The organism is Oscillospiraceae bacterium, from assembly GCA_015065085.1.
Lineage (GTDB): Bacteria > Bacillota > Clostridia > Oscillospirales > SIG627 > SIG627.
In genome coordinates, this window is sequence record SVQW01000012.1 from 36,815 (window position 1) to 51,358 (window position 14,544).

At 46.2% G+C, this 14,544-nt stretch carries 5 protein-coding genes; 2 read left to right on the forward strand and 3 right to left on the reverse strand.

The window, feature by feature from the left end; all coding sequences use genetic code 11:
• Positions 1–8: 8 nt before the first annotated feature.
• Together E7588_08350 and E7588_08355 are read right to left on the reverse strand one after the other, a co-directional pair.
• Positions 9–878: a sugar phosphate isomerase/epimerase gene (locus E7588_08350; GenBank protein ID MBE6689266.1), complete on the reverse strand. Its 870-nt coding sequence runs from the start codon at positions 876–878 to the stop codon at positions 9–11.
• A 102-nt stretch (positions 879–980) separates the two neighbouring features.
• Positions 981–3,122: a hypothetical protein gene (locus E7588_08355; protein ID MBE6689267.1), complete on the reverse strand. Its 2,142-nt coding sequence runs from the start codon at positions 3,120–3,122 to the stop codon at positions 981–983.
• Between the two features lie 294 nt (positions 3,123–3,416).
• Between E7588_08355 and E7588_08360 the strand changes: the two genes are divergently transcribed.
• The gene (locus tag E7588_08360; protein MBE6689268.1) at positions 3,417–4,259 is read left to right on the forward strand and encodes a helix-turn-helix domain-containing protein; all 843 of its coding nucleotides are present in this window, start codon (positions 3,417–3,419) and stop codon (positions 4,257–4,259) included.
• A 78-nt stretch (positions 4,260–4,337) separates the two neighbouring features.
• On the opposite strand, the gene E7588_08365 is transcribed toward E7588_08360, so the two are convergent.
• On the reverse strand, positions 4,338–11,678 hold the full coding sequence (locus tag E7588_08365; GenBank protein ID MBE6689269.1) for a hypothetical protein: 7,341 nt from the start codon (positions 11,676–11,678) through the stop codon (positions 4,338–4,340).
• Positions 11,679–11,773: 95 nt separating this feature from the next.
• Here E7588_08365 and secA point away from each other — a divergent pair, with 95 nt between their 5' ends.
• Positions 11,774–14,521: a preprotein translocase subunit SecA gene (gene secA / locus E7588_08370; GenBank protein ID MBE6689270.1), complete on the forward strand. Its 2,748-nt coding sequence runs from the start codon at positions 11,774–11,776 to the stop codon at positions 14,519–14,521.
• Positions 14,522–14,544 lie beyond the last annotated feature (23 nt).

Consider the following 14,544-nt stretch of genomic DNA (forward strand, 5'->3'; position numbering starts at 1 on the left):
CTTTTACCTCACTGTCTTAATGTAATAATCTCTTCGTGTTCTATAATATATCTTGCTACATTACAAAGATTTGAAGCAAAATATTCATGCAGATCAGCGGGCATTCTGCGGGTAACACCACCCTCGAGAGAGAACACACCCTTGTATCCCACATCCTCAAGAGCCTTTCCGAAGCCGCCCCACTTCATTCTGCCCTCACCGGGCACCCAGTGATAATCACTTTTTCCGTCGTTGTCATGAACATGCAGGGTCGTAAGCTTATCCCCCATTATTCTGACGGCATCCGCAGGACCAACCTGGTAAAGCCATGCATGACCTGTGTCAAGACATATGGAAAGATTGGGAATATTTGCATCTCTTACAAAATCCGCAATGGATTGCGGTGAGGACAATGTATCTCTGATGAAAGGCATATTTTCAATGCATATTCCCACACCGAATTCTGCGCCATATTTGGCAAGCTCGCCGAAAAAGCGGATATTCTCGTCTATCACTCCGTCATTTTCACGGCTTCCGTCAGCTTCCCACATTCTTGTAGGATGCACAACAAGATATTTACCGTCCAGAAAATGCGTTCCGCGGATAGCGGTTTTCATATTCTCCAGCTTTTTTGCACGGGACTGCTCGGTGGAATCATCCACCGGCCAGGGAGCGTGAACCTGGCTGAACTCAATTCCCGCATCATTCGCCTTTTTGCGTTCCTCGGTAAGTGCAGTTTTGAATTCAGTATCGCTCATAGAATAAAACGCACCCTTTGTATTGCACAGCTGCTGATAGTCCATACATTCATATCCGTGTTTTCTGCAAGCGGCATAATCTATGCCGTTGGGCGTAGAATAAGCGCCGGAAAATATTCCGATTTTCATGTCGACCTCCATAATGTTATTATTTGGTTACAGTATAATACAAACATCAAGAAAAATCAATAGCAAAAAAGCAAAAACCATGGATAAAACCCATGGTTTTTGCAAAAATTCAAATCAGCCGTTATTCCAGCTATCGTTACTGTTGCCAATATTAGTCTCAACCTGTACAACAGAGCGTACAACAGGGTCAAAATAGTGATACGCACCGTCGTAATAAATATATGCCCGCGCAATCAGCTCTTCACTTTTTCTTGCCTCGGTGATGTCCAATACAACTGCAGTGTAGACAGCAAAGGTATCATTGTACTCAAAGATATTCTCTGCCTTTACATCGGCAAAATTATTTGCAGGCGCATTTTCGTGGGTGAGAGTAGCGGCAGTAACGCCGTCGGGAAGCTCGGACACGGGAAGTATGATAGTACCTGCATATCTGGTATCCGCCTCGCCGCCTTCAACATATGTATACTTGATTTCTTCAAGAGTTATATCATCGGTGAAGTTGATTTGTGTACCGAATCTCAGACCCTGGGGAGCGGTTGTTCTTATCTGCGCACCCAGCATTTCTCCGTCAACATCGATGTCACCCACCGTTTTTACGGTAACTTCGTCTATCCACATGTAAAAATTCGAACTCTGTCTCAGATTAAAGCCAAATCCGGTGAAATAGCCGTTGCTGTCCTTGAGAGCACTGAAAGTCTTTCCCTGACTAACAACAAACTCCTCCGTGATCTCGTAATCAATCCACTTTCCCTTGGTAATAGAATGAACATTTGGTATCCAATAAAGATTGTTGTTTGTACCGGGCGTCGGGTCTACAACATCAAGGGGTGAATATCTCACATTGTCCGTACCCTCGGAAGCATATAACCTTACGGTAACAGATTCCACCTCGTCGGCAGGTATTTTCAGACCTGAAAAATCAAGGTTTACACCCGTACCGGATCCCTGACCTGTAACCTTCCATACGTGACCCTTGTAATCGACGCCTGCAACACCGGGAGCGCCTCTCAGAGCCGCCAGCTCCTCACCATACCAGATAACGTTGCCAATATACGGGGGATTGTCGCTCACAGTGCTGTTTCTGATTTCGCAAACCTCGGTATAATCGGGAGCTTCATCATACTCAACGGTAACACTGTCTATCCACATGTAATCTACGTTCTTAACATTGAAACCGAAGCCGGTAAAATATCCATCGCTGTCCTTTCGGGTGCTAAAGCTCGTTCCTTTACCGATAAGGAACTCTTCCGTCAACGTGTAATCATACCACTGTCCGGTTCCAACATGATATGAACCGGTAAACCAGTAAGAATAGTTTACTCCTGCAGCCGGAACACCGTCAAGGGGAGAAAATCTCACATATTCCTCAGAATCGGTAGGGGCATAAAGTCTTACAGTAACAGACTTTACTGTGTTGGCAGGTATTTTCATCTTAGTGAAATCAAGGTTTACACCCGTACCGCTTCCATTAGCAGTATCAGCTACATACCACACATGTCCGCTGTAATCAACACCTGCGGTACCGGGGGCTCCCTTTTGAGCGGCTGTTTTCTCGCTGTACCATTTAACAGCGCCGGGATACGGCGGATTTGCACTTACAGTGCTGTCTCTGATTTCGCAAACCTCGGTGTAATCAGGCTCTTTGTCATAATCAACGGTAACACTGTCTATCCACATGTAGCGGTCTGAACTCTTAATATTGAAGCCAAAGCCGGTAAAGTATCCGTTGCTGTCTTTAAGAGCACCAAAGCTCTTGCTGTAAGTAGCAAGTGTTTCTTCTGTAAGCTTGTAATCAACCCACTGTCCCTTGGCAATAGGCAGCTGAGCAGTAAACCAGTAAACATAGTTGCCTGTTGTGGGGGGCGGAGTATCAAGAGGAGAAAATCTCACATTTTCCGTGCCGGGAGAAGTGTAAACTCTTATGGTGACAGACTTTACTGTGTTGGCAGGTATTTTCATCTTAGTGAAATCAAGGTTTACACCCGAGCCGCTTCCGGAAGAAGCTGTTACTTTCCATACATGTCCGCTGTAATCAACACCTGCAACACCGGGCACACCGTTTTGAGCGGCTGTTTTCTCACTGTACCAGGTAACGGTGCCGAGGTACGGCGGATTTGCACTTACAGTACTGTCTCTGATTTCACAAACCTTGGTGTAATCGGGCTCTTCGTCATACTGCGGGGTTGTTGCCGTAACACAGGGAACAAGGCACAGCACCAGTACCGCCGCCATTACAAGTAATGCGAGTTTTTTCATTATTCGCATACCTCCTGGAATAATATAATTTTAATATACGTCTCACCGTAGAAAACGCTGTACAAACGTATGATACGAACATCTGTACATCAATGTATAGTAACTATATAACGAAAAATGCTGTATTTCTATCAAAAATCGTTCAATATATGTCAAAAATAGGTCAAACTAAAAAATAACGATTGACTTTTTTACATAATAGTGTATAATTAAATCAACTAAACTGAATTGATTTTTTTATTTTGCTGTAATTTAGAATAAAAATACAAAAAACAAGTCAAACAGGTAATTCTCATGTTTAAACCGATTTTAACAAAGCTGCCTCTCACCTTCATGCGCATGAAGTACGGATTTCACCGCTCAAACCGTTTCACCACGCCGAATGAGCAGGAGCTGGACGATTCTCATATCCACAGTTTTTACGAAATATATGTAAATGTGTCGGGAGATGTTTCATTTCTTGTAAACAACAAGCTTTTCGGTATAAAAAGTGGCGACATAATCATAACACGTCCCGACGACGTACATGTGTGCATAATAAACAGTCCATGCATACATGACCATTTTGTGCTGTGGTTCAGCTGTCCCACCCCTTCAATGCTCATGGAATTTATAGGCAGTGATGATTTCAGACATATATACAGTGCGGATGAAAAAGACAAAGATATGCTTTTCAGCATACTTCAGGGTTTGGACAGTTCAGACCGCGACAACAACGAAGCCGCCCGCACCGCCTATATTTTCGCACTTATCGCGCTTATCAATGCACGTCATAAGCAAACTGCTCCCAGACCTGCGGATGAAGTAAAAATCCCCGCTGAAATGCAACGCGTTCTGGATTATATAAACGAGAATTTTGCCGCTATCCGTTACATCAGCGACGTTGTGGAAAATACCTATGTCAGCACCACCACGCTCAGCCGCTGGTTCAGAAAATACATACATCTTTCCCCTCATGAATACCTGGAAGCAAAAAAGCTTTCCTACGCGCGAAAGCTTCTGGACGAGGGTAAATCCGTCACGGATGTTTGTATGGAATCGGGCTTTTCCGATTGTTCCCACTTTATATCCGTATTCAAGAAAAATTTCGGCATTACACCGTCAAAATACGCGCGCGACAGCAAATCAGTGAATTAAAATCGCCCCGACAGAAATAATTTCTGTCGGGGTGAAATTTCTGTTGGGGTGTTCGGTCTGTCGAAAAAGTAATGGAGCTCACGCATCGCCGGAATTACTCAAAAGCTCGTAATACCACGCTGCAGAGCCGGTATACCAGCTCCAGCCGCCACGCGCGGGATGGGATATATTTGAATACACATCACCGCAAACCACATACGGCTCGGTCATATACTTTTTGAAAAGCTGTTCATCCGCGGCACGTAATGCAGGGCACAGTGCTCTTTTGATTTCTTCGGCACGTTCGCTCTGCCCCGCACATTCAAACCCCATTGCTCCCCATACAGCCGCATGGGTATATTGACCGCCGTTTTCACGAAGCCCCGCCGCATAGCTTTTTATATATCCGGGGTTTTGGTCCGTATCCTCAAAAGGCGGAGAAAACAGCTTTAAAATGCGGTTTTCAGGGTCGTAAAGGTACTTGTACGCATAATCCAACCCGCTTTTTATACGTGCCTTGTCACTGCGGTATGCATTCGGGCGCGTCCTTTGGAGAAAATCATCGCATATCGCCGAAAACGCCTGCGGTAAAAGGTCAATTCTACACTCGTCACAGCTTTCATCTCCCAGCGGTGAGCCATCGTCATAAAAGCCACGCAAAAACCACTTGCCGTTGTAGGCAAATTTATCGATGTTTTTTCCGAGAGTGTCAGAAAGCCTGAAAAAACGTGAAGCATCCTCCCCTTTTTGAAGACAGACACGGGCAAATTTTTCCAGTACTATGCGTCCGAACAATGCCAGCCATACACTTTCTCCCCTGCCCGCTTCACCTACTGCGCTGAATCCGTCATTCCAGTCACAGCTTCCGATGAATGGCATTCCGTGTGCGCCAAGTCCGCGTTTTTCAAACAGATTCACCGCACGTCCGCAATGCTCATACACGCTTTCATATATATCCGAGCGTTGCGGTGTACTGTATCTTTCATGCTCACTCACTCCCAAAGGCTGGTCGTGAAGGTACCGGACTTTTACATCCCATATGCTGTTGTCACCCGTTTTTTCTGCATATTCACATGCCGTATACACCAGCCACAGATAGTCGTCAGAGCATCGGGAACGTATTCCGGGCGATGAGCCGTCAGGTGCAGTGAGATTGTGCCACCAATGCTGGACATCTCCCTCTTCAAACTGATGTGCCGCGCATCTTATGATGTGCCGTCGGGCTATACGGGGATTAGAGCCGAAGAATATGCGGCAATCCTGAAGCTGATCGCGGAAGCCATATGCACCTCCCGATTGATACAGCGCTCCTCGTGCGAAAAAACGGCAAAATACCGCTTGATACGGAAGCCAGAAATTTTTCATCAGCTCAATACCATCCGAACCGACGGGGCTTTTTTGAAGCATTCCCCCAAGCAGCTCCTTTGTCATTTCCAGACTTTGTCCGGCAAATGCGTCAAAAGTTCCGTTTTTCAGTACTTCAAGGGTATATTCCATCGTTTTTTCGCCTGTTATACAACACAGCGAAAACTCTAAATCACTTCCCTCTTTTCCTATTACAGCCATATCATTTATTGCGCCGTAGCCGTCAAGCGCTTCAAAAAGTGAGGTATAAACAAAGCAGTTTTCTTCTCTCGGCATTACAACAAGCCCTTTATCCTTTGAAAAATGAGAGCCGAAAACTATATTGTTTTCACCTCTGACGTAATACACAGCCGATGAAAATGTCGGACGCAATGCATAGAACACTTTTTGAGGACGGGAAAGCTTTACCCGCACGGATTTCACAAACAGCTTGTCATGCACGAAAACCTCGATTTTATACGCAGTATCCTGCGCTCTTCCGCTGTAAACGGCTCTGTTTGGCAGATATTCCACCCTTGAAGCAGTGCGGCAAAGGTCATATAGACCGCTTTCACCCTTCATATACACCGTTTCGCTTGCAAAGCTGTCATAAGCGCTGTTTTCAAAGCGTGTCAGCCGTCTTTCGTGGGAATTTGAAAACCAGGTATACCCAAGGGAATTTTGGGTTATCACAGTGCCGAAAACACGGTTGGACAAAACATGGGCATAACTGAGCGGTGGCCTTTTGCTGTTTTTGTCTATAACGAATCCCAAAGAGGTAAAATCTCCGCCGTAGGTTTCGTAAACCGCTTCATACTTTTCGCCTTGCCAGTGGCGGTCGGGCGAGGTAAAAATATTATAAAGTCCCGAGGTGTACGGCGCACTCTCTGTTTCTTCATCACCTTCCAGCCACAAGCATGACACTGTACGGAAAATTTCTCTTGCTTCCGCATCGCCAACGAAAAACAATCCGCCCTTTTTACCTACAAGATAATCGCTTCTGTATCCCGAACACAACGCACGAAGACCTCCGGCAATGGGACGGGTGTATACCTCCGTTTCGTTCATCACAAATACCAAATCATACATAAGTCCCTTAAGATTGCATAATCTGTGAAGCATTATCATACGTCCGCAAAAGGTAAGCTGTTTTTCGCTTTGAACGTACACACATACAACGGGTACATCCCCCGAAACGGAATACTTCCACAGCTCTTCACGCGAAAAATTTTTTTCGGGAACAGTGTCAATTGAAACGCCGTTTTGTCTGAACGACACGGCACGCAGAATTTTTTCCATCAGTAAATGGTCCGAAATGTCCATACGGTCGGTAGAGGTTTCAAGCGCTTTTTTCGTGTTTGCCGTCGCAAGAGCATCAGCCTCACGCTGGGTGCCGTAATTATCACGGGCTTTTAAAAATGCATTGATTGCTTTGGCTTTGTCGGTAGCACACAGTACCATAAAGCACAGCTTTTCGGTGCTTTTGCCGTGTCGGTGAGCATTGGATGAATTCACTCTTATTAAAAGCCTTGGGTCTATGCAGGCGCCCGTTGTACAAGACAGTGTCGCATCGCTTTTCAACACGTCGCACAGCTCATCAAATTCCGCGAAAAGCATGTCTGCACGTGTCTCGAATTGCAGGTTAACATTTACCTGCGCACAGCCCGCCGCCAGATATAAATCCTCGCCCGGCTTACGTGAACGGCGGTGAAAAATAATAATTTTGTTTTGCGCATCATATTCCGCCTCCACCGAAAGCGCACCGAAAGCGGGATGTGCGTCATAATCGTCAAAGCTGTCCATGACAGGCTGAAGATACAGCATATATTCCACACTGTCACCTTCACGGCAATTCACACTTATATCTGTGTACATAACGCAGGTGCGTGCCGACAATCGCAAAGAAGCATTCACCAGTCTGTAACCGTCGGTCATGTTGAAATCGGCACTGTCACGGTTATATTCAAACCCCACCTTTACATCCCCTCCGCACAGCTCGCCCGCAGGAGAAAATATTTTTCCGTTTATGCAGGCTGCGGTAACGAATCCGCGTCTGCGTGAAGTAATGTCGGTTGGCGGAACATTTACACAGCGGTTTCTTCGCTCTCCGCGCCTTTCAAGCCATATATGTCCGCTGTCGGACACTCTCAAACTGCTTCTGTATCCGCTGAAAAGCGCTATGCGGGGGTTCGCCGTATCTATGTGTTCGCTTTTTAGTCCGTAAGGAGACCTCGTGCGTTTTTCGGGTATATCACCGCTGTCAATGTCATTGAAAATATTGGCATCGGTAGGTATTTTTTCCTGCAAAAGCTCTGCGGCGCACGCCATCTGAGCATCCGCCATAAATCGTCTGCGGAACACATTTGAAAAAACGATATTGGCACAGGCAACTATGCTCATCCCCACATGATGCGCCATGTAGCTTTCCACCATGGCATAGTCACCCTCGGCGCGTGAAGGGGTAAAATCCGCCGCTTCATAAAAGCCGTACACCGAGTACATACCCAGCGACTTCATGATTTCAAGATTTTCAAGCACTTTTACAGGATTGCACTCCATCATAAGAAATGAAGAATAAGGTGAAAAAACAAACTCCTTGTCCTGCTCATGTTTAAGACTGAGAAACGGTGCACCAATGGCTTTATACTGATAATTCATGCGGGCATCAAATTCGTAAAATCCGCATTCCGAGCTTCCCCATACACGCTGTTTTCCCACCGATGCGCCGTGACGCATCTGCTCGCGGAAAGCAAATTGCAAAGCCTCATAGGAAAAGCTGTTTTTATACACCGGCAAAAGAAGCGCCGGCATAAAGTATTCAAAGGCAGTTCCCGTCCAGGACGCCGCACCGATATAAGAACCCCGGCTGATGAGTATTCTGCCGATGGATGCCCAGTGACGTTTAGGCACAATTCCCCGCGCTACGGCATAGTAGCTTGTAGTGCGCGCCTCACTCATAAACAGGTCATAACACCCCTCACCCATGCTGTCATTGTCGGCATTATACCCAAGATAAAACAAATCACGCTGAGAATTGTAAAGCGCTCTGAAATCCGTTTTATCCATAATATCGCGTATTCGGCTCATAACAAATTCCAGTCTGCCGTCCGAGACACTGTATTCCTTAAGTCCCTTCTCCAAAGCCGCAAGACAGGTTATAAAATTACCGCTGTCTACGGTTGAAACGTATTTTGTACCTTCAACAGACAGAGTGCAGTTATCGTACCAGTTGAACAAATGACCGTGCCATTTTTCCATTTTGCAAACGGTATCAAGTGTGTTGTTTATGCGCTCATACAGCTCGTTCCCGTTTATGAATCCGAAATCGCATGCCGCCATTACCGACAAAAGATAAAGTCCTATATTTGTCGGGGAGCATTTACGTGCACAGGAATACACGGGAGAAAACTGCACGTTATCCGGCGGAAGATGATTTTGTTCAGCCGTCACCTCGGCTGCGAAGAATTTCCACATATCCCGACAATATTCCGTCACGGTATCGCATTGCTTTGAAGTGATGCGGAGGGTGTTATCCAACGGACGCGCCAAGAGATAACATATGACCGGGCTGAGAAAGAACATAATACCCATAAATCTCACAAAACCGCCGTCGGGCAAAACAAACAGCAGCCCTGCCGCCACACTGTACTTCATATACCCGTAATAAGCACGCAAACCGCCACCCTTAGCCTTATCGGCTTCAAGAGCGGTTGTCCACTCAAGCATATTTCGGTGTGAAATTTTCATGCGCCACAAGCTTCTTACAATAGCATCCGCATTGATGTACGCACGATGAAAAAGAGTGGAAATGTCGTAAAGCAAATTAAGAAAAGCAGACCATATACCGCTTATTACATCGGCAGTGAACTTTCGGAATATCTGCTGAAAGCGTCTGCTTGTAACTATACCGACGGCATCACACACAAAGGGAACAAACAGATACGACAGTGTGGGTATCATCACACGCTCATATCCGCTTACAGCCGCAAAAACTATGCCGACAACACCCAGTATCGGTAGTGTTATGCGGGAAATATTACTCCACAGCTTATATTTTGACAGATTGCCAAGGGGATTTTTCGTGCTTACACCCTCTGCATTTTTAACTCTTGTTCCGGCAAACGCCATCGCCTGAACATCGCCCCTTGACCAGCGGTGCTCGCGTTTAAAATAGGAAATGGCATTTTGAGGAAGGCTGTCGGTAAACACCACATCGCTGACAAGTCCGCATCTGAGCAAACACCCCTCCAGAATATCGTGGCTCAGAACGCTTTCGTCCGGAAAAGCCCCGTCAATCACAGTCAAAAAGGCATCCACATCAAAAATACCCTTTCCGCAAAACATACCGCTCGAAAAAAAGCTCTGGTAGATATCAAATGCGGCAGAGGAGTATATATCCTTGCCTCCCGCGCCGCTTTTGAGCACGCAAAACGGGGTTTTGCCCGACGGTTCAAGAGCATAGCTCATAAGAGGCTGCATTATTCCGTAGCCGCTTTTTACATAGCTTCGCCCGTTTTCGGTTTCAATTACGGGCTTGTTCAGCGGATGAGCCATTGCCGAGCAAAGCTGAGGTATCTGCCCCATCCCCACTTCGGTATCCGCATCCAATGTGAGTACGTATTTTACGTCTTTAAGCTGTGAAATGTCACCGCCGATATGGCTGAGGGTAGTATCAATTCCCCTCAGCAGGCGGCTAAGCTCAATAACCGCACCGCGCTTTCTTTCGTATCCCATATAGCAGTTCTGGGTCTTGCTGTACACCCTGCTTCGTATGAAAACATAAAAACCTCCGCTGTATTTTCTGTTAAGCTTTTCCACACACTCCAGTGCGTTTTTTATTATTCTTTCATCCTCCGGGCTTGTTTGGCTGTCACATTCTTTAAGGTCGCCCAGTATCCCGAAATATAGGTTTTTATCACGGTTGGCAAGATAAAACCGCTCCAGTCGTTCAAACAGCTTTCCGTCCTCGTTTTCGCCGAACAGAAGCGATGTTATTACCGTAAGCGTGCGCCATTCCCTCGGTATACCGCCGGGATGCTCGGATTTCAGCTTAGGTATTATGCCCGGCTTTGCCGTTCGGGAGAAAAAACGGTCACACAGCATACGCGTACTTTCAAAAATGGGAATTATAAAAATCAGCACCGACGGTATTATAAAATATCCCATATCCAGACACATACAGACAGATGCAAAAAGCAAACCGAAAAACACCAATGTCATGGCAATAACATACGGTGCACAATTCGGCTTGTTCATAAGATAAAAGCCTATGTGCCTCATATCACCGTCATTGGCAGTGCATTTTTCAAGTATTTCCTTAAGCACCTCGGTCTGGCTCATGCGTCTTTTACGGGACAGCTTTTCAAGCCTTGTGCGGTAAAGTGCCTGGGTCGGCTTATCCATACGTGAGTAAACTCCCGCAGGGTCCAGCCTCATCATACGCTCGATGGGTGAATATCCCGTCACATATGCCCCAAAATCGATTATGGAGCTTTTTCGCAACGAGGTTATAAGGTTGCGCGCCAGATTTTCATCCGCAATAGCCTTTTCCGCCCAGGCAAGGTCAGATCCGCCCTTGAATGAAAGCTGACCGCACAACAATGAAATACGCTGTATAATAACCGCTTTCATTGCATTCTGAACACTTGAAATTTCACGGTCATCCAAAAAGTCGTTACGTGAAAACACTTCAAAAAAACTGCTTACAGCGTCGTTATTAAGCTCATATTCCGTGAAAAAGAACAGCTTTTCCACATACGAATAAAGCCGTGAAGACAACGGAAGCTCACGGCGCGGAGCCTTTAAAAGCTGTTTTGCTTCACGCTCGATAATATAGTAATTATCCGACAGCCACTTGGCACTTACAGCATTGCCCACCGTGTCATTTCTGACAGCGGTACGGCAAAAACGCTTTATACGCCTCAAATCGGAAGAAATATCCGGGCATTTCTGTATACGCGCGGGGGAATTGTATATTTTTATGGCATATTCCTTTATCTGTACTTTATCCGGCATGATATGTCCTTTCGGAAAGAAAATTTTTACATCGCTTTTATTTTGCACGCATGAAATCAAATCATACATTTTATTATTCAAATGTTTACATTTATCCCTTTCATTGAGAGCAATAATATAGTATAATAAGATGATAAATACACTATTGTAAAATTCGGAAAGGTTGTTGCATACAAATGGGTATAATTTCAAAAATCTTCGGAACTCATTCCGAGCGTGAAATAAAAAGAATAATTCCGCTTGTGGACAAAATTGAATCCCTTGCCGATGAGTATAAAGCTTTAAGCGACGAGCAGCTCAAGGCAAAAACCGCGGAATTCAAAAAACGTCTTGCCGATGGTGAAACACTTGATGATATACTTTGTGAGGCATTTGCAACGGTGCGCGAGGCATCCGACCGTGTGCTTGGCAAAAGGCATTACAGAGTTCAGCTTATCGGCGGTATAATAATCCATCAGGGACGTATTGCCGAAATGCGTACAGGCGAAGGTAAAACCCTTGTGGCAACGCTCCCCGCCTACCTCAACGCGCTCTCCGGAAAAGGCGTTCATGTTGTCACGGTAAACGACTATCTTGCCAAGCGTGACAGCGAGTGGATGGGAAAAGTATACAATTATCTCGGTCTCACCGTAGGTCTTATAATTCACGACATAAAGCCGGAGGACAGAAAGGCACAGTATGATGCCGACATCACCTACGGTACAAACAACGAGTTCGGATTTGACTATCTGCGTGACAACATGGTTATTTACAAGGAGCACATGGTTCAGCGCGGTCATAATTTTGCCGTTGTGGATGAGGTGGATTCCATCCTCATCGACGAAGCGCGTACTCCTCTTATCATTTCGGGACAGGGCAATGAGTCTTCCGAAATATACGAAACAGCCGACAAATTTGCCCGCACTCTCAAGGTATTCCGCATAAAGGAGCTGGACGACAAAAAGGACAACGATGACATTGATGCGGATTACATCGTAGATGAAAAAGCCAATACTGCCGTGCTCACAAAGTACGGAATAGAAAAGGCGGAGAGCTTTTTCAAGCTTGAAAATCTTACCGACCCCGAGAACTCCGAAATTGCCCATCACATCAACCAGGCTATACGCGCACACGGCGTAATGAAGCGCGATGTGGATTACGTGGTAAAGGATGGTGAGGTAATAATTGTCGACGGCTTTACGGGACGTCTCATGCACGGCAGACGTTACTCCAACGGTCTGCATCAGGCAATAGAGGCAAAAGAGCATGTAAAGGTTGAAAAGGAATCAAAAACCCTTGCCACCATCACCTTCCAGAACTATTTCCGTCTTTATTCCAAGCTCAGCGGTATGACAGGTACCGCACTTACGGAGGAGTCGGAATTCCGCGAGATATACAATCTGGATGTCATTGAAATTCCCACCAACCGCCCCATGATACGCAAAGACAATGTTGACCTTGTTTACAAAACACGTCAGGCAAAGCTCAAAGCCATTGTAGAGCAGATAAAAAAATGTCACGAAAAGGGACAACCCGTACTGGTGGGTACTGTTTCCATCGACAAGTCGGAAGAGCTTTCACGCATGCTGACAAAGGAAAACATCAAGCACAATGTCCTGAATGCGAAGCTTCACGAAAAGGAAGCGGAAATAGTTGCTCAGGCAGGTAAATTCGGTGCAGTCACCATTGCTACCAACATGGCAGGCCGAGGCACCGACATAATGCTTGGCGGTAACGCAGAATATCTTGCGAAGCAGGAATTGGAGCGTGAAGGTATTGAGGAAAGGCTCCTCATATTATGTGACAGCACCTTTGACACCGACGATGCCGAAATACTCGAAGTGCGCGAAAAATTCCGTATCCTGACCGCAAAGCACCAGCAACAGATAGCTCCCGAAGCAGAAAAAGTGCGTGCAGCAGGCGGTCTGTACATTTTGGGTACCGAGCGCCACGAAGCCAGACGTATCGACAACCAGCTCCGCGGACGTGCGGGACGTCAGGGTGACCCCGGCGAATCCACTTTCTTCCTCTCCTTCGAGGATGACCTTATGCGTTTGTTCGGAAGCGACCGTGTAATGGGTATGGTTAACCTTGCGCTTGAGGATGACAAGCCCATGGATATGAAAATCATATCGGGCACTATCGAAACAGCGCAAAAAAACCTGGAAGACAAGCACTTTAACAGCCGTAAGAACGTCCTGAAGTTTGACGATGTAATGAATCAGCAAAGAACCATTATCTATGACCAGCGTCGCGAAGTTCTTAACGGCGAAAACATCAAGGAAAAAATAGCAAACATGATGGAGAGCTGGATAACCTCCAACGTAGACACTTTCTGCTCTGCGGAGGCTGCACCGGACGACTGGAATTTTGACAGTCTGAGAGCTTACTTCGCCATGTTCATGATGGCGACCGGCGCAGACTTCAGATATGACCAGGAACAGCTTTCATCCGTCACTTCAGATGATATAAAACAGCTTCTTATACAGCGTGCAAACGAAATTTATGCCAAAAAAGAGGAGCTTTTCGGTGCGGACGATATGCGCGAAGCGGAACGCACCATTCTGTTGGGCAACGTTGACGACAAGTGGATGGAACACATTGACGCCATGGATGACCTCAAGGAAGGCATCTATCTCCAGGCATACGCCCAGCACGATCCTGTTACAGCATACAAAATCGAGGGCTCCCAGATGTTCGAGGAAATGGTTACCGCCATCCGTGAGGACACCGTAAAATCACTTATCATGCTCCAGAAGCAGGAAAAGCCCATTGAAAGAAAGAAGGTTGCCATCGAAACAGGTGCTTCGCACGGCGCCTCCGACGGCTCTATCAAAAGAAAGCCCATCCACACTGCTCACACAAAGGTCGGCAGAAATGACCTCTGCCCCTGCGGAAGCGGCAAAAAATACAAAAAATGCTGCGGTTGGGATGAATCAAACTGATTTTGACTCGTATATGCAACCGT